23 protein-coding genes are annotated in these 26,608 nt (G+C 71.6%); 9 read left to right on the top strand and 14 right to left on the bottom strand.

Translation table 11 applies throughout. From position 1 onward, the window contains the following. Nucleotides 1-60: 60 nt before the first annotated feature. Entirely contained in the window at nucleotides 61-411 is a 351-nt protein-coding gene (locus ACIBUY_RS37740; protein WP_365570692.1) for a DUF3099 domain-containing protein, read from the top strand. Nucleotides 412-630: 219 nt separating this feature from the next. Next, on the top strand, nucleotides 631-891 hold the full coding sequence (locus ACIBUY_RS37735; protein ID WP_365570695.1) for a hypothetical protein: 261 nt from the start codon (nucleotides 631-633) through the stop codon (nucleotides 889-891). 22 nt (nucleotides 892-913) lie between these two features. Here the strand turns inward: ACIBUY_RS37735 and moaA are convergent, their stop codons facing one another. The 3 genes from moaA to ACIBUY_RS37720 form a co-directional block, all read right to left on the bottom strand. Next, nucleotides 914-1,912, bottom strand: a complete 999-nt coding sequence (moaA, locus tag ACIBUY_RS37730) for a GTP 3',8-cyclase MoaA (protein WP_365570698.1) — start codon at nucleotides 1,910-1,912, stop codon at nucleotides 914-916. A gap of 153 nt (nucleotides 1,913-2,065) precedes the next feature. Continuing rightward, on the bottom strand, nucleotides 2,066-3,697 hold the full coding sequence (locus ACIBUY_RS37725) for a cation acetate symporter (RefSeq protein WP_365570701.1): 1,632 nt from the start codon (nucleotides 3,695-3,697) through the stop codon (nucleotides 2,066-2,068). Further along, a complete protein-coding gene (locus ACIBUY_RS37720; protein ID WP_365570704.1) occupies nucleotides 3,694-4,062 on the bottom strand; it encodes a DUF485 domain-containing protein in 369 nt (122 codons plus the stop codon). Before ACIBUY_RS37720 ends, ACIBUY_RS37725 begins: the two co-directional genes overlap by 4 nt. Before the next feature lie 354 nt (nucleotides 4,063-4,416). On the opposite strand from ACIBUY_RS37720, the gene ACIBUY_RS37715 reads away from it, so the two are divergent. The 4 genes from ACIBUY_RS37715 (at nucleotide 4,417) to ACIBUY_RS37700 (ending at nucleotide 10,162) form a co-directional block, all read left to right on the top strand. After that, nucleotides 4,417-5,943: a S8 family serine peptidase gene (locus ACIBUY_RS37715; RefSeq protein ID WP_365570707.1), complete on the top strand. Its 1,527-nt coding sequence runs from the start codon at nucleotides 4,417-4,419 to the stop codon at nucleotides 5,941-5,943. Between the two features lie 111 nt (nucleotides 5,944-6,054). Further along, nucleotides 6,055-7,554, top strand: a complete 1,500-nt coding sequence (locus tag ACIBUY_RS37710; RefSeq protein WP_399155053.1) for a S8 family serine peptidase — start codon at nucleotides 6,055-6,057, stop codon at nucleotides 7,552-7,554. 87 nt (nucleotides 7,555-7,641) lie between these two features. Further along, a complete protein-coding gene (locus ACIBUY_RS37705; RefSeq protein ID WP_399155046.1) occupies nucleotides 7,642-9,024 on the top strand; it encodes a CoA transferase in 1,383 nt (460 codons plus the stop codon). A 118-nt stretch (nucleotides 9,025-9,142) separates the two neighbouring features. Then, nucleotides 9,143-10,162, top strand: coding sequence for a CopD family protein (locus ACIBUY_RS37700; protein ID WP_399155045.1), 1,020 nt, complete (start codon nucleotides 9,143-9,145; stop codon nucleotides 10,160-10,162). A 17-nt stretch (nucleotides 10,163-10,179) separates the two neighbouring features. Here ACIBUY_RS37700 and ACIBUY_RS37695 read toward each other — a convergent pair whose 3' ends face one another. From ACIBUY_RS37695 to ACIBUY_RS37645, 11 genes are all read right to left on the bottom strand, one after another. Continuing rightward, nucleotides 10,180-11,223 (bottom strand): zinc-dependent alcohol dehydrogenase family protein, encoded by a 1,044-nt coding sequence (locus ACIBUY_RS37695; protein ID WP_365570715.1) that lies wholly within the window; start codon nucleotides 11,221-11,223, stop codon nucleotides 10,180-10,182. Between the two features lie 40 nt (nucleotides 11,224-11,263). Beyond that, the gene (locus ACIBUY_RS37690; RefSeq protein WP_399155044.1) at nucleotides 11,264-11,968 is read right to left on the bottom strand and encodes a lysoplasmalogenase; all 705 of its coding nucleotides are present in this window, start codon (nucleotides 11,966-11,968) and stop codon (nucleotides 11,264-11,266) included. Then, entirely contained in the window at nucleotides 11,965-12,849 is an 885-nt protein-coding gene (locus ACIBUY_RS37685) for a sterol desaturase family protein (protein WP_365570721.1), read from the bottom strand. The genes ACIBUY_RS37690 and ACIBUY_RS37685 overlap by 4 nt, the downstream gene beginning before the upstream one ends. Nucleotides 12,850-12,922: 73 nt before the next feature. Then, nucleotides 12,923-13,573 carry a VIT family protein gene (locus ACIBUY_RS37680; RefSeq protein WP_365570952.1) on the bottom strand — a complete coding sequence of 217 codons (651 nt, stop codon included), beginning with the start codon at nucleotides 13,571-13,573 and terminating at the stop codon, nucleotides 12,923-12,925. A 223-nt stretch (nucleotides 13,574-13,796) separates the two neighbouring features. Next, complete coding sequence (locus tag ACIBUY_RS37675; RefSeq protein WP_365570724.1) at nucleotides 13,797-14,420, bottom strand: hypothetical protein; 624 nt, start codon at nucleotides 14,418-14,420, stop codon at nucleotides 13,797-13,799. Beyond that, complete coding sequence (locus tag ACIBUY_RS37670; protein ID WP_365570727.1) at nucleotides 14,417-14,764, bottom strand: hypothetical protein; 348 nt, start codon at nucleotides 14,762-14,764, stop codon at nucleotides 14,417-14,419. Before ACIBUY_RS37670 ends, ACIBUY_RS37675 begins: the two co-directional genes overlap by 4 nt. Beyond that, the gene (locus tag ACIBUY_RS37665; RefSeq protein ID WP_399155043.1) at nucleotides 14,754-20,033 is read right to left on the bottom strand and encodes a caspase family protein; all 5,280 of its coding nucleotides are present in this window, start codon (nucleotides 20,031-20,033) and stop codon (nucleotides 14,754-14,756) included. The genes ACIBUY_RS37670 and ACIBUY_RS37665 overlap by 11 nt, the downstream gene beginning before the upstream one ends. A 116-nt stretch (nucleotides 20,034-20,149) precedes the next feature. Then, entirely contained in the window at nucleotides 20,150-21,397 is a 1,248-nt protein-coding gene (locus ACIBUY_RS37660) for an amidohydrolase family protein (RefSeq protein ID WP_365570733.1), read from the bottom strand. Next, the gene (locus ACIBUY_RS37655) at nucleotides 21,394-22,686 is read right to left on the bottom strand and encodes an amidohydrolase family protein (protein WP_399155042.1); all 1,293 of its coding nucleotides are present in this window, start codon (nucleotides 22,684-22,686) and stop codon (nucleotides 21,394-21,396) included. Before ACIBUY_RS37655 ends, ACIBUY_RS37660 begins: the two co-directional genes overlap by 4 nt. A gap of 34 nt (nucleotides 22,687-22,720) precedes the next feature. Next, nucleotides 22,721-23,605, bottom strand: coding sequence for an SDR family NAD(P)-dependent oxidoreductase (locus ACIBUY_RS37650; protein WP_365570739.1), 885 nt, complete (start codon nucleotides 23,603-23,605; stop codon nucleotides 22,721-22,723). After that, nucleotides 23,605-24,402, bottom strand: a complete 798-nt coding sequence (locus tag ACIBUY_RS37645; protein WP_365570742.1) for an acetoacetate decarboxylase family protein — start codon at nucleotides 24,400-24,402, stop codon at nucleotides 23,605-23,607. Before ACIBUY_RS37645 ends, ACIBUY_RS37650 begins: the two co-directional genes overlap by 1 nt. A 134-nt stretch (nucleotides 24,403-24,536) precedes the next feature. Between ACIBUY_RS37645 and ACIBUY_RS37640 the strand changes: the two genes are divergently transcribed. The 3 genes from ACIBUY_RS37640 to ACIBUY_RS37630 all read left to right on the top strand — a co-directional run bounded on the left by ACIBUY_RS37640 (nucleotide 24,537) and on the right by ACIBUY_RS37630 (nucleotide 26,548). Continuing rightward, complete coding sequence (locus ACIBUY_RS37640) at nucleotides 24,537-25,166, top strand: TetR family transcriptional regulator (RefSeq protein ID WP_365570745.1); 630 nt, start codon at nucleotides 24,537-24,539, stop codon at nucleotides 25,164-25,166. 95 nt (nucleotides 25,167-25,261) lie between these two features. After that, nucleotides 25,262-26,251 carry a DEDDh family exonuclease gene (locus ACIBUY_RS37635; protein ID WP_365570748.1) on the top strand — a complete coding sequence of 330 codons (990 nt, stop codon included), beginning with the start codon at nucleotides 25,262-25,264 and terminating at the stop codon, nucleotides 26,249-26,251. A 63-nt stretch (nucleotides 26,252-26,314) separates the two neighbouring features. After that, on the top strand, nucleotides 26,315-26,548 hold the full coding sequence (locus tag ACIBUY_RS37630) for a hypothetical protein (RefSeq protein WP_365570751.1): 234 nt from the start codon (nucleotides 26,315-26,317) through the stop codon (nucleotides 26,546-26,548). Nucleotides 26,549-26,608: the final 60 nt, after the last annotated feature.

Here is a 26,608-nt window from a genome sequence, read left to right as displayed (position 1 = left end):
GTAACGTGTAAGCAGCCCGGACCGGGGAGAGTCCGGCGAATCGGCGGGCGGTGGAACGTGATGTGGAAGCACAGCAGCAACGGCGGAGCACAGGTTTTCCAGATCACGGGAGCCCGGCAGGGCCTGGCCGACGATGTGCGCGGGCGTCAGCGCCGGTACGTCATCTCGATGTCCGTGCGCACCCTGGCCGTCATCCTCACGGCAGTGCTGTGGAACGTGCAGCGGCCCGTCGCCATCGGGACGCTCGTGCTCGGCATCCTGCTCCCGTACGTCGCGGTCGTCATCGCGAACGCGGGCCGGGAGAACGCCCCGAACCTGCCGTCCACCTTCGTCCCCGCCCCGTCACGCCCCATGATCGCGCCGGTGCCGGCCGCGGGTGCGGCGGAATCCGTGCCGGAGGACCGCACCTGACACCCGCCCTTCACGAGGGCCCGCGCAGGCCGCGACAGCCGGTACACAAAGCTCAAGAAAAGCTCAGATCAATCATGTAGTTCAGGTGCCGGGGAGCGGGTTGTGCGTGACATACTGCGTACGCGCTCCGCATCCCCCGTCGGAGCGACGGACCGACGCCGGGCAGCTCCCCCCGTGGCTGCTCGGCGTCGCCATTTCCGGGGCGTTTAAGGTTGACGCGTGAACCTCGCGAACCTCTCCGAACCGGCTCCCGCCATCCCTCAGTGCTCGGCCAAGGGCTGTCGCACCGACGCGGTGTGGGTGCTCGCGTGGAACAACCCGAAGCTGCACACGCCGGAGCGCCGCAAGACGTGGCTCGCGTGCGACGAACACCGCGAGCACCTCGCCAAGTTCCTTGGGGTACGCGGCTTTTTGAAGGACGTCGTGACACTGACGGAGTGGGACGCCGCCGAGCCCGAGCAGCCCGAACGGTCCGAGTAGGGCGAACGGTCCGAGCAGGGCGTCAGCCGCCGATCGCCGACATGGGGCGGTCGGGCTGCAGGAACTGCGGGTCGTCCAGGCCCGAGCCCGCCTTCTTGCCCCACATCGCAAGCTTCCATATACGGGCGATGTTCTCGTCGCTGCTCTCCGGGCCCTCGGCGCGCAGCGCGGCGCGCAGGTCCGTCTCCTCGGTGGCGAACAGGCAGGTGCGAACCTGGCCGTCGGCGGTGAGCCGGGTGCGGTCGCAGGCCGAGCAGAAGGGGCGGGTCACCGAGGCGATGACGCCGACGCGGTGGGGTCCGCCGTCCACGACCCAGCGCTCGGCCGGGGCGGAGCCGCGCTCCTCGGAGCCCTCTTCCGTGAGCTCGAAGCGCGTACGGAGGGAGGCCAGGATGTCGCCGGCGGTGATCATGCCGTCGCGCTTCCAGCCGTGCTGGGCGTCCAGCGGCATCTGCTCGATGAAACGCAGCTCGTAGTCGTGCTCGACGGCCCAGGCGAGGAGGTCGGGCGCCTCGTCGTCGTTCAGCCCCGGCATCAGGACCGAGTTGATCTTCACGGGGGTCAGGCCCGCCTCGTGCGCGGCGGCGAGGCCCTCGAGGACGTCCTTGTGGCGGTCGCGGCGGGTCAGCGTCTTGAAGACGTCGGGGCGCAGGGTGTCCAGCGACACGTTCACCCGGTCCAGGCCTGCCGTCTTGAGGGCGGCGGCGGTGCGCTTGAGGCCGATCCCGTTCGTCGTCAGGGACATCTTGGGGCGCGGGTCCAGGGCGGCCACCCGCTCGACGATGCCGACGAGACCGGGGCGCAGCAGGGGCTCGCCGCCGGTGAAGCGGACCTCGGTGATGCCGAGGTGCGTGACGGCGATGCGGATGAGACGGACGATCTCGTCGTCGGTCAGCAGATCGGGCTTGGCCAGCCACTGCAGGCCCTCTTCGGGCATGCAGTACGTGCACCGCAGATTGCACCGGTCGGTCAGCGAGACCCGCAGGTCGGTGGCCACTCGGCCGTACGTGTCGATGAGCACGTGGGCCCCCTCCCTCTGATCGCGTTCTTGCCTGTACGACCGAGCCTACGTGACCCGTCTGACACTGACAGGACTGCGATCCCACGAGTGTGCGGCGCCCCCGTCGTAGAGAGCTACCAGGCTCTGCGACGGGGGCGTCGGTGATGCTGCGGATCAGTGGGCTCCCGTGCCGGTCAGCGACCGGACCTCGAGCTCCGCGTACTTGTCCTCGTCGGCCTTCTCCTTCGCCACGTAGGTACCGATGACGCCCAGGAGGAAACCGACCGGGATCGAGATGATGCCGGGGTTCTCCAGCGGGAACCAGTGGAAGTCGACGCCCTTGAACATGGAGGTCTTCGGGTTGCCGGAGACGACGGGCGAGAAGAGGACGAGGAAGACGGCGGTGAAGAGGCCGCCGTAGATCGACCACAGGGCGCCGTTCGTGTTGAACCGCTTCCAGAAGAGGCTGTAGAGGATCGTCGGCAGGTTCGCCGATGCGGCGACGGCAAAGGCGAGGGCGACCAGGCCCGCCACGTTCAGGTCGCGGGCGAGCGCGCCGAGGGCGATCGAGATGATGCCGATGAAGACGGTGGCCCAGCGGGCGGCCTGCATCTCCTGCTTCTCGGTGGCCTTGCCGCGCTTGATGACGTTCGCGTAGATGTCGTGCGCGAAGGACGAGGACGAGGCGAGGGTGAGGCCCGCGACCACCGCGAGGATCGTCGCGAAGGCGACGGCGGAGATCGAGGCGAGCAGGATCGCGCCCCAGTTGGAGTCGGTGCCGCCCAGGTGGAGGGCGAGCAGCGGGGCGGCCGTGTTGCCCGCCGGGTTCGAGGCGATGATCTCGGCCGGCTTGATGAGGGCGGCGGCGCCGAAGCCGAGCGCGAGCGTCATCAGGTAGAAGGCGCCGATGATGCCGATGGCCCAGTTGACCGACTTACGGGCGGCCTTGGCGGTGGGCACCGTGTAGAAGCGGATCAGGATGTGCGGCAGTCCGGCGGTGCCGAGGACGAGCGCGATGCCCAGCGAGATGAAGTCGATCTTCGAGGTGGACGTGGCGCCGTACTTGAGTCCGGGCTCCAGGAACGGTGTGCCCTTGCCGCTGTTGGAGGCGGCGGTGCCCAGCAGGTCCGAGATGTTGAAGTTGAACTTCAGCATGACGAGGAAGGTGAGGAGGATGGCACCGGCGATGAGCAGGACCGCCTTGACCATCTGCACCCACGTGGTGCCCTTCATGCCGCCGATGGTGACGTACACGATCATCAGGACGCCGACGAGGGCGACGATGCCGACCTTGCCGCCGTCCGACTTGATGCCGAGCAGCAGCGAGACGAGGACGCCGGCGCCCGCCATCTGCGCGAGCAGGTAGAAGATCGAGACGACGATCGTGGAGGTGCCAGCGGCCGTGCGGACCGGGCGCTGGCGCATGCGGTAGGCGAGGACGTCACCCATCGTGTAGCGGCCGGAGTTGCGCAGCGGTTCGGCGACCAGGAGGAGCGCCACGAGCCAGGCGACCAGGAAGCCGATCGAGTAGAGGAAGCCGTCGTAGCCGAAGAGGGCGATGGCGCCCGCGATGCCGAGGAAGGACGCGGCGGACATGTAGTCGCCGGAGACCGCGAGTCCGTTCTGGAAGGCGGTGAACTGGCGGCCGCCCGCGTAGAAGTCGGAGGCGCTCTTGGTCTGCCGTCCGGCCCATACGGTGATGACGAGGGTCGCGGCGACGAACACCGAGAACAGGGTGATGATCAGCGGCCGGTGCTCGCTGGCCTCACCGGCGGCGAGGACGAACTGTGACGCGTCGGGGCTCATGCGCCGCCCTCCATACGGGACTTGATGGCTTCGGCCTTGGGGTCGAGCTTCGCGGCGGCGTGCCGCGAGTACCACCAGGCGATGAGGAACGTGGTGAGGAACTGGGCGAGGCCGAGGACGAAGGCGACGTTGATGTTGCCGCCGATCTTCTTGCCCATGAAGTCGCCCGCGTAGTTCGACAGCAGGACGTAGACGAGGTACCACGCGATGAACGCGAGGGTGAGCGGGAACGCGAACGAGCGGTGGGTGCGCCGCAGTTCGGCGAACTCCTCGCTCTGCTGGACCGCGACGAACTCCTCGGTCGACGGCAGCGCGGGACCGCCGTCCGGGCTGCCTTTCTGGGGTGGTGGTGCGTCGGTGGCCACGGAGTCTCCTCGCGATGCGGGTGCTGTCGGGGACGGGGGTGTGGGGATGTCTGACAGTGCGGACATGGGTGCTCTGAACCTCACGGTGACGTGGATCACGTGAGCCGGGTCGCGATGGTAGGGCTCCCCGACGTGATCCAACAGGGGGCCGGATCGTGCGCGTACCCCCTGCACAACGTCACGGGGACACGCGCGCGGAGGTTCAACTCCCTTGATTTCTTTCGGAACTCGTTGCTGACCTGCGGCGACTAGAGATACGTTCACACCGCACCACGCGTCATGTACCTGCCCGAGCACCACTTGTGTTCGGGCTTTTCCGTATTCGCCCTACACGACGGATGATGTGGAGATCCCATGGCTCATCTGCCTGCCAGACGCCGCCTGGCCCTCGCCCTGCCGATCGGCATCGCACTCACGGCCTCCTTCGGCTTCGTGCCGAACGCGGTCGCGGTGAGCGACTCCCCTACGGCGACGGCCGGTTCGGCTCAGTCAGCAGAGTCGCTCGCGTACGTGGTGAACACCCGCAGCACGGACGGTCGCACCCTCGCCTCCGTGCAGAAGGCGATATCCGCGGCCGGCGGGTCCATAGTCGAGACGTACGCGAAGATCGGCGTCATCGTCGTCCACTCGGCGAACCCGGACTTCGGCAAGGAGATGCGCAAGGCGCGGGGCGTCGCCTCCGCCGGTGCGACGCGCACCGCGCCCCTGACGGCCGCCGGCACCACCGACGAGGGCGCCGTGCAGAAGCTCTCCGGCGCCCAGGCCAAGTCCCTGGAGTCCAAGGCCACTTCGGGGCAGGAGCCGATGGAGGCCGACCAGTGGGACCTGCGGGCGATCGGCGCCGACAAGGCCGCCACGATCAACCCGGGCAGCAGGCGCGTGACCGTCGGTGTCATCGACACGGGCGTCGACGACCAGCACCCGGACATCGCACCGAACTTCTCCGCCTCGCAGTCCGCGAACTGCGTCGGCGGCAAGGCGGACACCTCGCCGGGCGCCTGGCGGCCCGCGAACCCGGACCACTACCACGGCACGCACGTCGCCGGTGAGATCGCCGCCGCGCGCAACGGGATCGGCGTCGCGGGCGTCGCGCCGGGCGTGAAGGTCGCGGGCATCAAGGTGGCCGACCCGGTCAGCGAGCTGTTCTACCCGGAGAGCGTGGTCTGCGCCTTCGTGTTCGCCGCCGATCACGGCATCGAGGTCACCAACAACAGCTACTACGTGGACCCGTGGCTCTACAACTGCATGGACGACCCCGACCAGCGGGCCATCGTCGACGCGGTCAACCGGGCCCAGCTGTACGCCCAGAAGAAGGGCACCCTGAACGTCGCGTCCGCGGGCAACTCCAACGACGACCTCGACTCGCACGCGCTCGTGGACGACTCCAGCCCGGACGACTCGACCGCGGTGACCCGCACCGTCGACCCGCACGAGTGCTTCGACGTGCCGACCCAGCTGCCGGGCGTCGTCACGGTCAGCGCGACCGGCGTGAACAAGTCCAAGTCGTACTACTCGAGTTACGGCAACGGCGTCATCGACGTCGCGGCGCCGGGCGGCGACAAGTACCAGATCCCGGACACCCCGTCGAAGAACGGCCGCATCCTGTCGACGCTGCCGGGCAACCAGTACGGCTACCTCCAGGGCACGTCGATGGCGTCCCCGCACGTCGCGGGCGTCGCCGCGCTCCTGAAGTCCACGCACCCGTGGGCCTCCCCCGCGCAGCTGCAGGCGCTCCTGAAGTCCCAGGCCGACGAGCAGGCCTGCCCCGGCTCGTACGACGGTGACGGCGACGGGGTCGTCGACGCGGTCTGCAAGGGCGGCGAGCAGCGCAACGGCTTCTACGGCTCCGGCATCGTCAACGCGCTCAAGGCCGTCAAGTAGCGCGCACAGCAGCCGACTTCACGCTCTGAATACACAGGAGATCCCATGACGACGCCTCATCAGCGTCCTCAGCGCCCGGCGCCCGCTCGCGGAACGCGCCGCTCGCGCTCCATGTCCGTACCGCTCGGCATCGCGGCCGCGACCGCCCTGGCGTTCCTGCCGAACGCGGCGGCCTCCGCCACCCCCGCCACGAGCGCACCCGCGCCCGCGGCCGACGGCCCCGAGCTCAGCTATGTCGTCAACGTCCGTCCTGGACACCACAGTTCGGACTCCGCGACGAAGGCCATCAAGAAGGCCGGCGGCACCGTCGTCATCGCGTACGACAAGATCGGTGTCATCGTCGTCCACTCGAAGAACCCGGACTTCGCGAAGACGGTCCGCGCGGCCAAGGGCGTGCAGTCGGCTGGTGCCACGCGCACCGCGCCGCTGGCCGCGCAGTCCAGTGACGACCTCGCCACCAGGCAGGTGCTGACCGAGGCGGAGGCCAAGAAGGCGGCCGCCGCGGCGACTTCGGGTCAGGACCCGCTGGAGCCGTTGCAGTGGGACCTGCCCGCCATGAAGGCGGACAAGGCCCACGAGGTGTCGCTCGGCAGCTCCAAGGTGACCGTCGCCGTGCTCGACTCGGGCGTCGACGACACCCACCCGGACATCGCGCCGAACTTCGACGCGAAGGCCTCGGCCAACTGTCTGGGCGGTGTGCCCGTGCAGCAGGGCAGCGCGTGGCGGCCGGTGGCCGGGGAGTCCCCGCACGGCATGCACGTGGCCGGGGAGATCGCCGCCGCGAAGAACGGCGTCGGCGTCACCGGTGTCGCGCCCGGCGTGAAGGTCGCCAGCCTGAAGGTGGCCGAGCCGGCCACCGGCATGTACTACACGGAGGCCGTCGTCTGCGGCTTCATGTGGGCGGCCGACCACGGCGCGGACGTCACCAACTCCAGCTACTACACCGACCCTTGGCTGTTCAACTGCAAGACGGACGCCGACCAGAAGGCGCTCGTCGCCGCCGTCACGCGCGCGTCGCGGTACGCCGAGCACAAGGGTCTGGTGAACGTCGCGGCGGCCGGCAACGCGGAGACGGACCTCGCGCAGGACGAGATCGTCGACGACTCCTCGCCCGACGACACGACGCCGGCGACGCGGACCATCAAGACGAAGGACTGCTTCGACATCCCGTCGCAGCTGCCCGGTGTCGTCACGGTCAGCGCGACCGGCGCCAAGGGCATCAAGTCGTCGTACTCGAACTACGGCAAGGGCGTCATCGACATCGCGGCGCCGGGCGGCGACTCCACCGCGTACCAGACGCCCGCTCCGCCGGCCACCAGCGGTCTGATCCTGTCGACGCTGCCGGGCGGCAAGTACGGCTACATGGCCGGTACGTCGATGGCGTCGCCGCACGTCGCAGGTGTCGTCGCACTCATCAAGTCGACGCATCCGCACGCCTCGGCGGCCCAGGTGAAGGCCCTCCTCTACAAGGAGGCCGACGCGACGGCGTGCACCGACCCGTACGACATCGACGGCGACGGCAAGGTCGACGCGGTGTGCGTGGGAGGCAAGAACAAGAACAGCTTCTACGGGGCGGGCATCGCGGACGCGCTGGACGCCGTGACCAAGTAGCGGCTGGGCACGTCGAGTTGCGGGGAGGGGCTGGAGTCTTCGGCCCCTCCCCGCTTCGTCGCGGGCGTCGTCCGGCATAGTGCTTGCATGACGCACGCACCCGGCACCGCAGCTGCCTGGGACGCACTCGGCGGCGACCCCGCCCTGCTGTCCCGCATCTCGTACCTCCCGCGCGCGGGTTCGCTGCCCGCGCGCCTGCCCGTGATCGAACTCGCCCGCGCCTGTGTCGGCGCCTGCGCTCTCGCGGGTGCGGAGCTGGCCGCCACGCGCGCGGGGCGGCCCGTGTCCGACGTACAGGTCGACGACGGCGCGGTCGCGACGGCATTCACCAGTGAGCGGCATCTGCTCATCGACGGGCGCGCGCCCGTCAACTTCGCTCCCCTGTCGCGTTTTTGGCGCACCAAGGACGGCTGGCTGCGTACCCACGCGAACTATCCGCACCATCGCGCGCGCCTGCGCGCGGCACTGGATGTCGGCGAGGACGCGACGGTGGAGGACGTGGCGGAGCTGCTCGCCGGGCGGTCGGCCTTCGAGGTCGAGGAGACGGTGTACGCGGCCGGTGGCCTGGCCGTCGCGCTGCGCACCCCCGAGCAGTGGGCGGCGCATCCGCAGGGCGCGGCCGTGGCGGCCCGTCCGCTGCTGACGCGGGAGCGCCTCGACGACGCGGCGCCGCGCGACCCGGACAGGGCCCTGCGCGTCCTCGACCTCACCCGGGTCATCGCGGGCCCCGTCGCCACGCGCACCCTCGCCCTGCTCGGCGCGGACGTGCTGCGGGTGGACGCCCCGCAGTTGCCGGAGGACCCGGACGCGCACGCCGACACCGGGTTCGGGAAGCGCTCGACGCGGCTCGACCTGCGGGACGGTGCGGACCGGCGCACGTTCGAGGAGCTGCTGGCCGGGGCCGACGTGGTGGTCACGGGGTACCGGCCGGGCGCGCTCGACCGGTTCGGGCTGACGCCGCAGGCGCTGGTGGAGCGGCGTCCGGGGCTCGTCGTCGCCTCGCTGTCGGCATGGGGCGCGTACGGGCCGTGGGGCGGGCGGCGCGGCTTCGACAGCCTCGTGCAGGTGGCGACCGGCATCGCGGCGGTCGAGGGCTCGGCGGTCGAGGGCTCGGTGGAGCGGCCGGGTGCCCTGCCCGCGCAGGCGCTCGACCACGGCACCGGCTATCTGCTCGCGGCGGGCGTGCTGCGGGCGCTCACCGACCAGGCGCGGGACGGCGGTTCACGCGTCCTGCGCTGTGCGCTGGCCCAGACGGCGGCGTGGCTGGTGAACGGAGTGCGATCGCACCCGACACCAGGGGCCGCCGGCGACGCGCTCGACCCCGGTCCCTGGCTGGCGGAGACCGACAGCGCACTCGGCCGGCTGCGGTACGCGCTGCCGCCGGTGTCGTTCACCGGCGGTCCCGCCGACTGGGCGCGGCCACCGGGTCTGTGGGGCACGGACGCGCCGACCTGGGGCACGCGCGCGTGAAGCCTCCATGTCGTGAGGCCCGCGTATGTCGCGTCCGGCCCGGGTATGTCCGGATCCCTTTGCTCCAGTTGTCCCTGCGCACTTGCCCCGGTCTGTGCCCACTGGTGAGGATCCGACCGTGAGTTCCATACCGCCGACCACTGAGCTGTCCGCCCCGGCCGAGGCGGACGTGCCCGCCCACAGACCCGGCGCCGGGCGGGCCGCCGCCGTCCTCGTGCTCGTCGCCGCCGCCGCGCTGATCCCCCTGCTGGGGCCGCGGGCGGCGCTGGAAGGCACGGGAGAGGCCGCGGCGCCCGGCGTCGGGGGGATCGCGCTGCTGCGGGGCGTCCTGTTCGGGGCGTTGTGCGTGCACGCGGGCGAGCTGTTCGCGGGGTTCCTCGCACGCAAGGTGGCCCCGCTGGAGCAGCCGCCGCGGACCTGGTCGGCGTACGCGCCGTGGGCGGGGTTCGGGGCCGCGCTCGGGCTCGCGGCCGTGGTGGCCTCGGGGAACCTGGTCCCGCACAGCCTCGGCGAGCTGGACATCGGCGGCCTGTACGGGACGCGCGACGGCACGCTCGCGCTCCTCGAGGTGAACGCCTTCCTGGTGGCCGCGCTGTGCGCGCGCTCGGCCCGTCCGGCGAGCGCGCTGCTGCCGCTGGCCGCGGTGGTCGTCGCGGAGGCGCTGCGCGCGCATCCACCGGTCGAGGACAGCCCGCTCGTCGGCTCGGGGCTCACGCTCGTCCATCTGACGTGCGCCGCCTTGTGGGTGGGCGGTCTGCTGTACGTGCTGCGCACCCTGCGGGCCTGGCGGACGACGGCTCCCGAAGCGGGCACGGCGCTGCTCGGTCTCTACGCGCGCGTGGCCGCCGTTCTGCTCGCCGCGATCACCGCGACGGGGGTGTGCAGCACGCTGCGCAGGATGCCCACGAGCACCGTGGTCGACCAGCTCACGACGACGGCCTATGGGCGCACCCTGTTGGCGAAGGTGCTGCTCGTGGCCGTCGTCGCGGTGCTCGCTCTGGGGGCGCGGCTGCGGCTGCGCGGGGCGCGGGACCGCACGACCGCGTACGTTCCCGCGCGCGCGGAGGTCGTGGTGCTCGCGGTCGTCGTGGCGGTGTCGGCGGTGCTGACGGCAGTGCCGTTGCCGATCCGCTGGTAACGGCCGTGCCCGGGCGGCTAGTTGGTGATCATGACCTTCAGGGCGGTGCGCTCGTCCATCGCCTTGTAGCCGTCCGGTACGCCCTCGATGCCGACCGTCATGTCGAAGACGGGCGACGGGTCGATCGTGCCATCCAGGACGTCGGGCAGCAGCTCCGGGATGTAGCTGCGGACGGGGGCGACGCCGCCGCGCAGCGCGATGTTCCGGTCGAACATGACGCTCAGGTCGAGGCCCGTGCCGCTGCCGTGCGGGACGCCCACGAAGCCGATGGCGCCGCCGTCCCGGGTGATGTTCACGGCCGTCTTCATGGACTGCTCGGTGCCGACGGCCTCGATCACGGCGTGCGCGCCCTGGCCTCCGGTGAGTTCGCGGATCGCCTCGACGGCCGCGTCACCGCGCTCGGCGACTACGTCGGTGGCGCCGAAGCGTCGTGCGATGTCCGTACGCACCTGGTGGCGGCCGAGCGCGATGATCCGCTCGGCGCCCAGGCGCTTGGCCGCGAGGACGCCGCACAGGCCCACCGCGCCGTCCCCCACGACGGCGACCGTCGCGCCCTTGCGCACGCCCGCGCCGACGGCCGCGTGGTGGCCGGTGCCCATCACGTCGGAGAGCGTCAGGAGGGCGGACAGCAGGTGGTCGTCGGAGGCGGCGTCGGCGGGCAGCTGGACGAGCGTGCCGTCGGCGTACGGGACGCGCACGGCCTCGCCCTGTCCGCCGTCGTAGCCGACCGCGCCCCAGAAACCGCCGTGCTCGCAGGAGGTGGTCAGGCCCTCGCGGCAGTAGTCGCACACGCCGTCCGACCACATGAAGGGTGCGACCACCAGGTCGCCGCGCTTGACGCCGGTCACCTCGGGGCCGGTCTCCTCGACGATGCCGAGGAACTCGTGCCCGATGCGCTGCCCCGGCTGACGCGCGGCCTCGCCCCGGTAGGCCCACAGGTCGCTGCCGCAGATGCACGCGCGCAGGACGCGCACGACGGCGTCGGTGGGCAGCACGACGACGGGTTCGGGGACGTCCTCCACCCGCATGTCGAACGGGGCGTGGATGGTGGTGGCGCGCATGGTGCTGTTCCTTCGTGCGGATCAGTGCAGTCGATGCAGGTCAGTGAGGGGTGCGCCGGGTCTCGGCGCGCTCTTCACGGTACGCCGCCTGCGCCCGGGACCGCTCATCGAGCACCCCCTGGGCCAGCAGGTACTGCGCCGCTACGTAGGTGAGCATGATCCAGAAGTCGGGGCGCGGCAGGGCCGGCCAGTCCGCGACGCCCATCGCGATGAGCGAGTCCGAGAGCAGGAAGAGCGCGCCGCCGACGCCCGCCGTCGCACCCAGCCGGGACGCCCCGTACGCCATGCACGTCAGCAGCACGCTGTAGGCGGCGACGGGACCGCGCATGTCGCCCGGCAGATCGGGCCAGAGCGCGGCGACGGTGGTGACGAGGGCGACGCCGTACGCGGCGCCGAGCATCGCACCACGCGCGCGTGGTGCGCCGTACCGCTTGAGGCCGTACTTCTTGAGGCCGTACCTCTTGAAGAGGACGAGGTAGCAGATGTGGCCGGCGGCGAAGGAGCCCATCCCGGCGAGGAACGCGGTGTCCTGGTCGAAGAGGAGCAGGACGTCGCCGCCCCACCCCAACAGCAGCGCGGCGCACAGCAGTCGGGGCCCGCCGCGCGTGACCACGTAGGCGATCAGGGCGGGCATGAGCAGCGGCTTGAGGACCGTGTGTGCCGTGTCGGCCCCGGCGAGGAGCGCGACGAGGTCGGCGGCGCACACGGCGAGGAAGCCGGTGCGCAGCGCCCGGGAGAGGGTCACGCGGCGCCCTCGGCGACCTTCTGCGGGGTACTGGGGGCGCTCGCGGGCTCCGGCTGCCATCCCGGCCCGCGGAAGACGCGTCCGGCCCGCTCGCGCCAACTGGTCGCCGCTTTCAGGTCCTTGGCGATGGCGGCGTACTCGTGGGTGGCGACGCGCAGCGGGTTGTAGGTGCTGATGTTCTTGGTGAGCCCGAAGACGGGACGCTCGACCTCGGGGACCCACGACCGGAAGAGCCGGTCCCAGACGATCAGGATGCCGCCGAAGTTCCGGTCCAGGTAGCCGCCTTGGGAGGCGTGGTGGACACGGTGGTGGGAGGGCGTGTTGAAGACGTACTCGAAGGGGCGCCACATCTTGTCGATGCGCTCGGTGTGGATCCAGAACTGGTAGACGAGGTTGGCCGACGAGCAGAACGCGAGGGCCGCCGGGTGCACGCCGCACGCGATGAGCGGCAGGTAGAACGGCCAGACGGTGAGGCTCGTCCAGGGCTGGCGCAGCGCGGTCGACAGGTTGAACCTGCGGCTGGAGTGGTGCACCACGTGGCACGCCCACAGGATGCGGATGACGTGGTGTCCGCGGTGCGACCAGTAGTAGAAGAAGTCCTGCGCGAGCAGCATCAGCGGGACCGTCCACCAGTGCACGGGCACGCGCAGCGGCGTCAGTTCGTAGACCGCCGTGTAGATCGCCACGATCGGGATCTTCCACAGGAAGTCGAAGACGAGGCTGCCCAGGCCCATGGTGATGCTGGTCGCCGCGTCCTTGGTCTCGTACCCGGCGGCGTCCTCGTCGGGATGGATCCGCACGGACACGATCTCGACAACGGTGAGCAGCACGAAGGCGGGGATCGACCACAGCACGACATCGGGCAGGTTCGGCGACGACATGCGTGCACCGTACGGGCGCGGAAGGGGCCCCGGCTAGACGTTGTTACCGACAAGTATTACCGGGGGTAGGGGGTCAGATTCCGGTGGCTCCCAACAAAGATCCCGCCGCGTACGTGACCGCCATGGCGAGCGCTCCCCCGCCCACGTTGCGCCACACCGCCGGGCGCACCGCGGCGCTTCCCATCCGTGCGCTGCCCCAGCCCGTGCACGCGAGGGCGACCAGGACCGAGACGACCGTGACGGGCACCCGCAGGCCGGACGGCGGCAGCACGATGGCGAGCAGGGGCAGCAGGGCGCCCGCGGTGAACGCGAAGAAACTGGCCCAGGCCGCGTGCCAGGGGTTGGTGAGGTCGTCGGGGTCGATGCCGAGCTCCATGCGCGCGTGGGCCCGCAGCGCATCCCGCTCCGTGAGCTGCTCGGCGGCCTCGCGGGCCACGTCGCGGCTGAGCCCGCGCGCCTCCAACAGCTCGGTGAGCTCCTCGAGTTCGGCCTCGGGCTGCTCGCGCAGCTCCCGCTTCTCCATCGCGAGCGCGGCCTTCTCGGAGTCGCGCTGCGTCGACACCGAGACGTACTCGCCGGCGGCCATGGACATCGACCCGGCGAGCAGCCCGGCGAGCCCGGCGGTGAGCAGGGCCGAGCGGTCGTCGGTGGCCCCGGCGACACCGACGACGAGGCCCGCGGTGGAGACCACGCCGTCGTTGGCACCGAGGACGGCAGCGCGCAGCCAGTTGAGGCGCGAGCCGAGCGTGCCGCCGTGGGTCTCGTCGTGAACGGTCGGCGCCTGGGACGCCTGGGATTCTCGAGATGGTTGGGATGGTTGGGATGGTTGGGATGGTTGGGGTGATTGGGGTGATTGGGGTGGTGGGGATTTCTGAGATGGCCTGGGTGCCTTGGGACCTTGGGGACCTTGAGGATCTGTCACGGGGCGAGCATGGCATCCCGTGCGCTCAGCAGGAGGCGACCGGCACGACCGTTCGTATGTCGCGTGCGGCGATCCTGCGCACGGCGTCGCCGCTCTTGCGGAGCGTCACCCCGTGCGGGTCGCTCAGGACGAACTCCCCGCAAGCGGTCCGGCCGCCGACGGTGGTGACGCGTACGTACGCCGTGTCGCCCTTCGTCCCGCCGGGCGCCTTCTCGGCCTCGGCGGGCCCGACCCAGGTGACCGCGACCGCGACGACGACGGCGCACAGTCCTGCGACCGACAGGCGGCGTGCGGTCGCCAGTGCGGCATGGGTTCCCTCGACCTCGTCCAGCACCGCGGCGAAGAGCCGGTCGCCCGTCAGCCAGACCTGTGCGCCCGGCCGTCCGTGCGCGGCCCGCACCGCGCTCAGGGCGCCCCCGAGCAGCAGGGCGAAGGCGCCGACGAGCAGGGCCGCGGTGCACCAGCGCCACCCCGGCGGCAGCCCGGCGACGGACTCCCGCCCCTTGATCACGAAGACGGCGCCGACGAGTCCGGTGAGCCCGGCGAGACCGTTGCGCCAGCCCTCCGCCTGCCGCCGCGCCGCGGTGAGTTGATCGAGCTGGAGCTGCTGCCCGAACTGGGCGAACCGCTTCTTGGTCAGGTCGGTCATGCGCCCGCCCCACCCTGCCCGGGCGCCGCGGGCGGCGGCACCGGCACGTCCCAGAAGGCCCCGCACCCCGTGTCGGGGGACTCCGGCGGGCGGTCCGGGTGCGGGAAGCCGCATTGGCAGAACACGGTGATCGCCCCGGTCAGCGGCTCCGGCTCGGCCCGGCGCCGGCGCCATCCCTTGACCGGGCCGAGCACGCCGTGCGCGACGCGGAACACACTCGTGGCCCGGCACATCGGGCACGCCCCGGTGACCGTGTACCAGCGGCCGTCCTCGGAACGCCGGACCTCGAAGGCCCCGTCGACGGCCAACTCCCGCTCCTGGAACGGGGTGAGGTCATGAGACATGCCGCTGCTCCTCCATACCGGTGTCCGCGCCCTCCCCGAAGTCCTCCCCGAAGAGCCGGCCCACCGGCGTCGGCGCCGGCTCCGCCGGGCACCGCTCGGGCAGGGTGAGCCCGAACATCGCGGCGTACTTGGCGAGTTGCCCGTACACCCAGGCGGTGCTCTCGCCGACCTCCCGGGCGGCGACGGCCACGTGCTGCTCGGTGACCACGCCCTCCACCGCGGGTGCCCGCCCGGTGAAGAACCTGCTGAGGACGATCAGCTCCCGCCAGCCGGGGACTTCCTCCAACTCGGTCTTCTTGACCAGGAGTTGAACGCCGAGCGGGCGATAGAGCGCGACCCGGTCCCAGGCGTCCCGCATCGACCAGCCGAAGCGGGCCGCCACGCGCAGCAGATCGATCGGAGTGACGGGCCGGTCGCCGAGCAGGTCGTCCCCGAACATGGCGCTGTCGTGCGGGGTGGGGCGAAGGCCGCGCCAGTCCCCGTTGTCGTCCACGTCGCGCCAGGGGGCGCCGAGGGGGGCGAAGCGACTGACGGAGTGCAGGCTCTCCCCCAACGTGCAGCGTTCACGACGGGCGTGCAGCAGGAGGGCGGTGATGGCAGGGCGCTCCCGCCACACGTACCTCTCCTCCGCCGCGCTGCCCCACTCGCGCGCGATGCACGTCTCGACATCGACCATCGACGGCCTCACATCGGCGAATTGACGCATCCCGTCGGGGGCGAGGGCCACCTCGAAACCCAGGAGCGGACCGAGTGCGGCGAGCCGCTCGGCGACCTCGCCCATGGCCCGGTCGGTCAGCGCCGCCATCATCAACGCGTACTTCCAGTCGAACAGCATCCTGTCGACCGGCGGAATGAGATACATGGGGTCCAGACCGTCGCCGAAATCGACGTGCTTCGCGTATCCCACGTGCACGGTCACCAGGTCCATGTCGCTCTGCGCGAGACCCCGCCAGGCGGACACCAGACCGGCGGCGGCCCGCGGCACCAGCCCGGCCTCCGCCAGCGAAGCGAGGGCCTCGGCGACCAATCCGTCCTCGGCGCCGACCTGTCGCACCCTGAGCGCCATCGCGAGGAGCGGCAGCGGGGCGCGGCGCGACATCCACTCCATGCCGATGCCGTAGGTGCCCCCCTCCTTGCTCAGCAGCTCGATCTCCAGCCGGGTGAACTCCCTGGTCGCCGCCGCTCCGGGGTCCGCGAGCAGCAGGCCACGGGCCTCGAAGGCCCACCCGTACTGGTCGATCATCTCCCGCACGGTCAGCGATGCCCTGTCCGCGTACACGACCATCGCGGCCAGGGAGATCGTCTTGCTGTGCACGTACGTCTCGATGCCCATCGTGGCCAGCGCGCGCTGCGCCCTCGGGTGCTCCGGCGGCTCCTTCCACCGGCGTCCCGGCTGCTCGGGTGCGGGCGCGGGAGGATCGATCGCCGGTTCGTCGGAGAGGCCGAGCCACGCGTGCTTGGCGACCACCCGCCGGTAGTCGGCGTCGGAGGGCCGCTCGCCCGGCGGCCTGGTGTACCGCGCGTCCGCGTCGCGGGGCGCGAACCGCGGGTGCCAGCGCAGCACTTCGATGTCCGCGGGGTCGACGAATTCGCCCTCCGGAGCGGGTGCCACCTCGTCCGGTACGTCCATCAGGAACCCCGCAGAGGCAAGCCGACGGGCTCGCGCCACGGCCTCCGGCAGTGCGATCCGCGGCTCCGCGGTGAACCTCAGCAGCACCTCGAGCGGCCCGTCCGCGTACGCGGCGCCCGCGCGCGCCGCACGCTCGAACAACTCGGTGAGGAGCCCGCCGCGCTCGCCCCTGCCCACGAGGCCGCGGTCGACGGCGTCGAAGCGCACGGCGTACGCCGCGTCCAGGTCCCCGACCTCCGGCAGCACCACGTCCAGCACGGTGTACTTCCGGATCCGCCTGAGGAACTCCCCCAGGGAGAACGGCTCGTCGGCCGGCGGCAGTTCGGTCCACACGAGGCAGTTCGACGCGATCCACCCGTGCAGGCCCGGCACGACGCCCGGCCGGGGATAACCTGCCGCGGTGCGCGGCAGTGGCAGTTGGTCCCACCATTTGGCGGGCATCAGTCCGGCGTCCCGCAGGACCGCGGCCCGCCAGGCCATCAGATGGTCGATCCGGGCGCTGCTGCGCCGCTCCGCGGTCAGCCCGCGGTCCACCCCCACGTATCCGACCCGGCGGAAGGGCACCGTGACCGACCTGGCCCAGGTCAGATTGGAGCGCACCTGGGCGTCGACGGCCAGGAGCCGCTCGGCGATCCGCACCGCACCGCCCGGCTCGGCCCTGCCGAACTTCCACAGCCACTCCAGGGACATCCAGTCCGGCAGGTCGGAATCGGCGCACGCCTGGCCGACGATCCCGGCGGCGTACTCCTGGTCGTACGAAAGGACGCGTTCCCGGTTGGTGCTGAGTTCCGGTGCGTGGCCCTCTCGGAGGTCGATCACGCAGCCGTGGGGCAGCTGGATCCGGTCCGTCTCGCTGGTGCCCGGCCAAGCCGGCAGATCGCCCCGGTTCCGGCGCAAGAAGGCGGACTCCGAGTCGTCCGGCTCCTTCAGCGCGGTCACCGCGATCCCGTCCGCCAGCAACTCCCCCTCACCGGGCACCCACCAGACGTCCCGCCCGGCCCGCACGGGCAGCTCCCCGTCCCCCCGGTAGTACAGCCGGTCCGGCTCCCAGCGCCGCACGCACTCCCCGTCGCGCTCGACCCGCATCTCAAAGTCCGAGCGCCACACCATGCGGGCCAACTCCTCGGCCACGTCCACGGGTTCGCCCTGGAGGTAGAGGCGTACGCGCGTGCCCCCGTCCGGCAGCACCTCGGCGCGGTCCCTGATCCGGAACAGGCTGCCGGACGAGGCGACGTCCACGTGCAGGCCCCGGCCGGACTCGGCGCGGCCGAACTCGTCCGTGGCCCGGGTCTCGATCCGCAGCTCGTCGGCCAGCATGAAGTAGCTGAACACACCGATCCCGAACCGGCTGTTGGGGTAGATGCCGAGGTCGGGGTCGGCGCGGCGCCAGCGTGCCTGTTCCTGCCGGTAGGCGCGGGACTGCTCGAAGCGGCGGCCCGCGCGGGCGAACGTGCCGCGGAGCGTGGCGCGGCCCATCCCCACGCCGTTGTCCTCCACCTCCACGTAGCGCCGCCCGTCGGGGTCGGCGCCCTCGCGGAAGACGATCGTGCCCTGCCAGCCGTACGGGATGTCCCGCGCGGCCCGGCCGTAGCGCAGCCGGGCCTGCCGGTAGCGGCACGCGTCGAGCGCGTTCTGGAACAACTCCCGCAGGGCGACCCGGCGATCGCCGTACAGCTGCGTGCCCATCAGCAGCTCGCGCATCTCGTCCTCGGCGAGGCCGAAGCGCATGAGGGGCGTGCCGTACGCGTCCGTCCGGCTCACCGGGTCGTACTCGGGCCGCAGCCGATGGCAGGTGATGCGCTCGGGCAGATGGGCCGGCAGGTCGGCGAGGAGCGCGGAACCGGCGTGCCCCCGGATCCGCTGGATCGCCTCGTCGGCCCACCCGGCCAGCGTCTCCAGGGCGGCGTGCACCGCGGGGTGCGGGCACTGCAGGTCGAGGTCGAGGGCGCGCGAGTACGGGTCCCTCATCCAGTTCAGCGCCCGGATGCCGGAGACGGCCTGGCCGGGGAGGAGTCCGTCCGTGACGCCGACGCTGTCGACCAGCACGCCGGGCAGCTCCGTCAGGTCGGCGCCGAGCAGTCCGGCCACGGAGACCAGCCAGGACAGGGCGCGCGGGCGCCAGCGCTCCGCCTCACCCTGCGCGCAGCCCGGGGCGCCGCTGGTGACGAGCCCGTCGATGCGCCACCTCGGTTCGAGCGCGTCCCCGTCGTCGGACGGCCGGGGCGGGACGATGCCGAGGTGGCGGCAGACCTGCGTCAGTTCGTCGGTCAGCTCACCGCTGCGCGCGGGCGCCGCGTCGTCCCCGAGCAGCACCGCGGCCAGCGGGGCCAGGAGCTGCGGGGCGTACGTGCCCCACAGGTCCTCCTTGCCGCTGACGTGGCGGTGCATGAGCCACGCGGCGACGGCGGTGGCCTCGTCGTGGCGCTCCCGGTCCGCGAGTTCGCGCCCTTTGCGCCAGGCCAGCGCGTGGGCCGCGAAGGTGTGCTCCAGGCCGACGCGCTCGGGGCGCCGCCCTTCTCGCCCGTGGGCCGGGTCGAGGTGGAAGGGGTCGGCGGCGAGGGTCTCCTTGATGCCCATGGCGCGGACCGCGTCCCGTACGAAGGCCGCTGCCGCGAGGGCCGCGAACTCCCCGGCGTCCAGCAGCGGGCCCCCTTCCGTCTGCGACGGTGCCAGCAACGGCCGCAGCCCCTGCTTCAGCACGCGTACGGGATAGTCGTCGTCGGCCCACGGGTCGGTCACCTGCGCGCGCACCCCGGCGCTCCAGCGCGCGCACTCGGTGACGAGCCGGTCGAGCGCCTTGCGCACGTGCTCCTTGCGGAGCTCGGTGCCCTGCACCGCGGCCCACAGCTGCGGGTCCTGGACGGCGGCCCGCCAGCTCTCCTGGAGCATGCGGCCCGCGCACAACTCGACGCGGGCGATGGCGTCCGGTCCGCTCGGGGCGTAGTGCGCGGTCGGCGTCTGCTCGTGCCGTGCGCCGCGGGCGAGTTCGGTGGTGCGGGCGGTGGTGTACGCGATGACGTCGGCCACCGTCCTCGGGGAGGTGTCCGCGTGCAGGGCCTCGGCCAGGGCCCTGGTGAAGTGGCTGCCCTCGTGCTCGTCGGAGCCGCACAACTGGCCGGGGCCGCACCCGAACAGCACCGCCACCCGGTCCCGCCACGAGGGGAAGTTGGTGGCGGGGCCCCCGTGCGAGCCGCTCTCGGGCCGGGCCGGATCACGGCAGGCGTCGACGGTGAGCAGGACGGTGCCGGCCTGACAGCCCTTCAGCAAGGACGTGAGATCGAGCCCGATCAGGGTGTCGCCGTCCACCTCGGGGGGATCGTCGACCCAGCTCAACTGGGCGTCGCACGGCACCAGATGGTCCGCCCCGTCGAGGGACAGGCCGTGGCCGGTGAAGTGGATCAGGACCGTCGCGTCCTGCGGCGCGGTGCAGCAGATCCGGCTGATCGCGCTCCGGATCCTGGAGCGGCTCGCGGGCTTGTCGGGGGCGAGTCCGAGCAGCTCGACGGTGAAGCCGGACGTCTGCAGCGCGGCGCCCAGGTGCTCCGCGTCCTTGTGCACCGCGCCCGTCAAGTCCGGGAATTCCTCGGGCAGTTCGTACCGCGGGACCGCGATGACCAACGCGCGCCTGATGTCCCCCATGCCCCCGACCTCCCCTGTGACCTCCGTCACCACCACGTGTGGATCAGGATGCCACAGGGGTCGGACAAGCCCCGGGTCAACGGCCGGGTCCCGCTGTCACCAGACCCGTACCGATGTCACCAGACCCGTACCGACGCCCCCGGCGCGAACACCGGGCTCGTCGCGTCGGCGGGCGGCTCCTTCAGCGGCTCGTCGATCTCGGCGACGGTCGGGCCGACCCGGGCCGCGATCGGGTCGAGCAGGTCGAGGTCGAAGCCGTAGACGCGGGCGGCATTGCCGCCGACCATCGCGGCGATCTCCTCGCGGGGCAGGCCCGCGTAGGCGATGCGGAGGCCTTCGCGGGTGTACGGGTACGTGCCCTCGTCGTGCGGGTAGTCGCTCCCCCACATGATCTTGTCGAGGCCGATGCGGTCCCGCAGGGGCACCTCGTGGGGGCGCATGAAACTCGCGCCCACGTAGCAGTTCTCCTGCCACACCGTGGAGGGGCCCTTGCCCATCGAATCGGCAAGCCCCGCACCGAACTTGGACTCCGCGGTGTTCGCCTTCGTGGCGGCGCGCACGAGACGGCCGTGGTAGTAGTCCAGCATGTCGAGCACGCCGGGGATCCAGCCCGATCCCTGCTCCGTGAGGACCAGCTTCAGGTCCGGGTGCTTGCGGAAGGCGCCGCCGAAGACGAGGTGCCACAGGGCGCGGTGCGAGAACCAGGTCGTCTCGACCATGAAGACCGCGCGGGCCGCGGGTTCCTCGCCGAGCGGCGGCGATGCCGAGCCCGCGTGGTGGTTGACGGGGACGCCGAGCTCCGCGCAGACCTGCCAGATCGGGTCGTACGTCGCCGAGTACAGCTCGGGCAGGCCCGAGCCCGGGGGCGTACCGGGCAGCAACAGGCCGCCCTTCAGGCCCGCTTCATGTGCCCAGCGGATCTCCTCCACGGCCACGTCGACGTCGTTGAGCAGGATCTGGAAGGTGCCCGCCCTGCGGCCGGGAGCGGCGGCGCAGAAGTCCGCCGCCCACCGGTTGTGGGCCCGCAGTCCCGCCCAGCGCTGCTCGAACTCCTCGCGCGTCGGCGCGGGCGCCATCAGGGAGTTGGAGGGGAAGAACGGCGGAATGGTGTTGGGAAAGACCACCTCGGCGACGATGCCGTCCTGCTCGAGTTCCGCGATGCGGCGGTCCGAGTTCCAGTTGCGGTCGGCGGTGTCGGCGAGCAGGTCCTCGTACGGGTTGACGTACGTGGCCGCCCACGCGTCGAAGGCGTCGTGGTGCTTCGCCTCCAAGTACGGCTTGTAGTCGAGGAGATCGGCGCCCGCGTGGCAGTCCGCGGAGATCACCGTGTACCTGTCGGGAGAAGGACTGTGCGAGGGACTCATGGCGTCACCCCAAGCGTCGGGAAGTCGTGGTCGGTCAGCCAGTGCCGGCCCACGTCGCGCGAGCGCGCCCAGGAGGCCTCCACGGCGCTCTGGTCGGCGTCCTGGCCGAGGTCGGCCGGCGTCGGGCCGATCCGGGCCGCGAGCGGCGCCAGCTTCTCGGTGTCGAAGCCGAAGACGTCCGCGGCCGCGAGACCCAGCATGCGCCGCGTCTCGGAGACCGGGATGTCGTGGAAGGTCTTCTTCAGCCACGCGCGCGTGTCGGGCCAGGTCCCTTCGGGGTGCGGGAAGTCGCTGCCCCACAGGATGTTGTCGACGCCGATCTCGTAGCGCTGGGCGAGTTCGCGGCGCTTGGTGTTGGTGGCGCAGATGAAGACCTGCCGGTCCAGGTACTCGTGCGGCGGGCGCTTCAACTCCGCGAAGGGGGACAGCTTCTTGCCGCCGTGGGCGCCCAGGTAGAGGCGGTCCATGAACCACAGCAGGTTCGGCAGCCACCAGCAGCCCGACTCGGCGACGCCGAACTTCAGGCCCGGGTGCCGCTCGAAGACACCGGACCACAGGAGGAACCAGAGGGGCCGTGCGGGCCACCACGTCACTTCGCTGACGTAGATGCCTAGATGGTCGCCGTACTCGTGGCGCGGCGCCGCACCTGAATGCGTCACCACCGGCATCTGGCACTCGGCGGCCGCCGCCCACACGGGGTCGTAGCGCCTCGCGTGGTACGGGTCGTGGTCGACCCACATGGAGGGGATCATCAGGGCGCCGAGCCCCGACTCCTTGGCGCGGTGCACCTCGGCGACGACCTTGTCGGGCTCCGCCGTGATCGGCAACAGGGCGACGCCGCAATGCCGTTCGGGGTTCTGCCCGACGAACTCGGCGAGCCAGCGGTTGTGCGCCTGGGCGCCCGCCATGCCGAGTTCGGGGTCCTGGTCGCCGGAGAGGCCGAGGCCCACCCCGAAGGGGGCCGCCGTCTGGCTGTCCACGGCGTCCGCGTCGGGGAAGACGACCTCGGCGGCCACCCCGTCGCCGTCGAGCTCCTTCAGGCGCTGTGCGGCGTCCCAGCCGCCGCGCAGGCCCTCCTCGTTGTCGGCGAACCACTTGGCGGCGAACGCGTCGTTGCGGATGCCGAGCCGCGTCGCCTCCTCGCGGCGCTTGTCCCGCTCACCGAGGAAGTCGTCGAAGGCGCGGTGGAAACGGCTGTCCAGATAGGGCCGGTACTCCTCGGTGGGCAGTCCGGCGTGGCAGTCGGAGGAGATGATCAGGTACGGGTCGTTGTTCTGCTGAGCCGTCATCGAATGTCGTCCCTCAGTCAGTCCTCAGTCGGTCTCAGTCGAGAATGAAGCTCTCCAGGTACGCCGGGTTCGCCCGGTCCAGCATCGACTGCGAGCGCGCCCGGATCTGCCGGTCGCTGTGCTCGCTCTCGGGCAGCAGCCAGAACCGGTCCGCGGCGATGCCGTCGGCGACCAGGTCCGCGACCTGCTCGACGGGCGTGAACTCGATCTCCTGACCGGCCTCCTTCATGGCGGCCTCCCACTGGTCGAGGCTGCGGTAGGGCGTCTTGCGGGGCCGCTCCTTGGCGAACCTGTCGGGCCGGTTGCGGTGCGACTCCCACAGGCCCGTGCGCAGCATGTGGGGGCCGGGGAAGAGCACCGACGCACCCACGCGCGCGTGCTCCGCCTTCAGATGCGCGTACAGCGACTCGGTCATCGTCACGACGGCCGCCTTCGTGACGGCGTACACGGACGCGGTCGGCAACGGCGCGATGCCGCCGTCCCCGGAGGAGGTGTTGACGATGTGCCCCGGCTCGCCGCTCGCGATCATGCGGGGCACGAACGCCTGGATGCCGTGGAAGACACCCCACACGTTGACGTTGAACGCCCACTTCCAGTCGTTGGGTTCGTGCTCCCACATGCGGCCCTCGGCGCCCGAGCCGACGCCCGCGTTGTTGCACAGCACGTGGCAGCCGCCGAACGTCGCGTACGTGTCCTCGGCGAGCGCCATCACCTGCTCGCGCTCGCCGACGTCGACCACGCGCGCGTGCACGGTCGCACCGTCCGCCCGCAGCCCTTCGGCGGCGCTCTCCAGGGCGCCCTTCTCGACGTCGGCGAGCACGACCTTCAGGCCGTCGGCCGCGAACCGGCGCGCCATGGCGAGCCCGATGCCGCTCGCCGCGCCCGTAACGACGGCGACCTGCCCCGCCTCGAGCCGCATCAGGCGCTCCCCTCGGGCGGGCCGTCGAGGATCTGCTGCGGGTCGTCGTAGCGCTGGTGGATGTACGGGAGCAGGGCCTGGGCGCTGACGCGCTCGACGACCCTGCCCTTCTGGTCGGTGGTCTTCTCGCCGATGGTGATCTCCACCAGCGTCCGCACGGGAAGGTCGGCGACCGGGTCGTACATCGACTCCCGCAGGACCACGTCGCCGGTGATCCGTTCCAGCTTCCTGACCTTCTCGTTGCGTACGCAGTGCACGAGCACCGGGTCGGCGTCGAAGCCCGAACCGTCCACCGCGGGAAGGAACTTGAAGTAGAAGTCCGTCTTCTGCGCCGGCTCCGGCAGCGGCAGGCTGCCGCTGACCGCGCCGCGCACCTCGACGAACTCGATGCCGTGCCGGCCGAGGGCCGCGCGCACCACGAGGTTGTCGCGCTCCACGGTGACGTCGCCGAGCTTCTTCGGCTCGCCGAACACCTCGCGGCCGCCGATCAGGGCCCGCTCGTGGGTCATCGGCATGACCAGCGGGTACCAGCCCTCGACGCCGCCGTGCTCGGCGGCGACCGCGACCGAGCCCGCGCCCAGGGGGTAGCCGGGCAGGTCGACCTTGCTGATGTTGACCCGTACCAGAGGTCGTGCGGTCGGCTTCAGCGGCGGCGGGAGCACCGCCGCGACCGCGTCCGGGTCGGACTCCCACACGGCGACCACGCCGGTGGACCAGATGTCGGGAAGCTTGCTGCTCGCGGTGCGCGCGGCGGCGATCTCCGCCTCGGTGCGCGCTCCGTACCGTACGCGTGCCATGTCGTACCGCCCTTCGTCCGTGACGTTTCGGGGGTGTTCGCTCGGCGCCTGTAACACAGTTACACCGGTGGCGATGAAGGGTAAAGACACGTGCACGTACGGGAGTTGGGATCCTGTCTTCGAAGGGGCGACGGATGGCGCGCGCACCGCTCACCCGCGACGAGGTGCTCGACGCCGCGGCGGACCTGGTCAAGCAGCACGGCCCGCAGGCGCTGACGATGCGCAAGCTCGCGGCCGAACTGGGCACGGCCGTCACCTCGATCTACTGGCACGTCGGCAACCGCGAGTCGCTGCTCGACGCCCTCGTGGAGCGCACGGTCGCCGAGCTCGGCGAGATCCGGCCGCGCGGAACCACCCCGGCCGAGCGCGTCGCCTCCGTCGCCCGGACGCTGCGCCGCCAGCTGCGCGCGCATCCGCACCTGGTGGCGATGGTGCACGAGCGGGGCCTGACCGAGCGGATGTTCCTGCCCGCCCAACAGGTGCTCGTGCACGAGGTGCACGCGGCGGGGCTGCGCGGCGCCCGGGCCGCCGAGGCCGTGCGCGCGGTGCAGTTCCACGTCGTCGGGCACGTCCTGGTCGAGCGCAACCGCGAGCGGGCACCCGTGCAGCGCCCGGCCGAGGAAGAGCTCTGGGACGCGCGCTCCGCCGAGGACGACCGGGCCCTGGCCCGGGCGCTCGCCGCGCCGGTGGACCCGGAGCGGATCTTCACCACATCGGTACGAGCCTTGGTGAAGTCCCTCCTGGAGCCGGGCACTTGCCCCTGAGGGCAGGACGGCGGCAGGACGGCGGCAGGACGCCGATGCCCTTATGGGCCGGGCGGCGACCGGAGTGTCAGTGCGGGCCCGTATCCTCAGGGACCATGCTCGAAGACCGTACGACCGCCGCATCCGCAGCCCCTTGGCCGGCCGCGTATCCGCAGGGATACGCGGTCGTCGACGTGGAGACCACGGGTCTCTCCAGGGACGACCGGATAATTTCGGCTGCCGTCTACCGTCTCGACGCGCAGGGCGAGGTCGAGGACCACTGGTACACGCTGGTCAATCCGGAGCGCGATCCGGGCCCGGTGTGGATCCACGGCCTGACGACGGACGTCCTCGAAGGGGCGCCGCTGTTCCCGGAGATCGCCGAGGAGTTCGCCGCGCGTCTGGACGGCCGCGTCCTGGTCGCGCACAACGCGGTCTTCGACTGGTCGATGATCGCCCGCGAGTACGCGCGCGCGCAGCGCACGGCGCCGGTCCGCCAGCGGCTGTGCACCATCGCGCTCTCCAAGGAGCTCGGCCTGCCGCTGCCCAACCACAAGTTGGAGTCCCTGGCCGCGCACTTCGGCGTCGTCCAGGAGCGCGCGCACCACGCGCTCGACGACGCGCGCGTGCTCGCGGAGGCGTTCCGCCCGAGCCTGCGCGCGGCGGCCGCGGAGGGCGTGCGGCTTCCGCTGCTCGAATGCCGTCCGCTCACCGAGTGGGCGGACTCCGCCGTGCCGCGGCAGCCGCAGTCGTCCCCGTACCGGGGCGGCGGCGGGGGCGGCGGCAGTTGGCGCCCCTCGCGGAAGCGGCCCGCGTGCCCGTATCCGAATCCCGGCCGTTACGAACCGGGCAAACCGCTCAAGCAGGGCATGCGCGTCGCGTTCTCCGGGGACACCTCGGTCGAGCGGGAGCTGCTCGAGGACCGTGCGGTCGACGCGGGCCTTCACGTGGCGACGAGCCTGTCGCGGCTGACGAGTCTGCTGGTGACCAATGACCCCGACTCGTACACGTCGAAGGCCGTGAAGGCGAAGCAGTTCGGGACGCCGATCGTGGACGAGGCGGCGTTCGGCCAGCTGCTGAGCCACGTGGTCCCTGCGGACGGGTGATTGCGGGGCGACTCGCCCCGTGCCCGCTCGCCAGGCGGCGCCCGGGCACTCACCCTGTGGCGCATGGCACGATGTGAGGTTTGCGGAAACGACTACGGCATGTCCTTCGAGGTGCACGCGCAGGGCGCGGTGCACGTCTTCGACTGCTTCTCCTGCGCCATCCACCGCATGGCGCCCATCTGCGAGCACTGCCGCTCGCGCATCATCGGGCAGGGCGTCGAGGTCGACGGCCACTGGTTCTGCGGGGCGCACTGCTCGCGCGCGGAGGGGAAGGTGGGCATCGTCGACAAGGTCTGACCGCCGCCGCGCCGGACCGGACCGCCCGGACTCGACCAGGCCAGGACCAGGCCAGGACCA

Source organism: Streptomyces sp. NPDC050085 (genome assembly GCF_044460595.1).
Taxonomy (GTDB): domain Bacteria; phylum Actinomycetota; class Actinomycetes; order Streptomycetales; family Streptomycetaceae; genus Streptomyces.
This window is presented reverse-complemented; position numbering and strand designations above follow the sequence as displayed.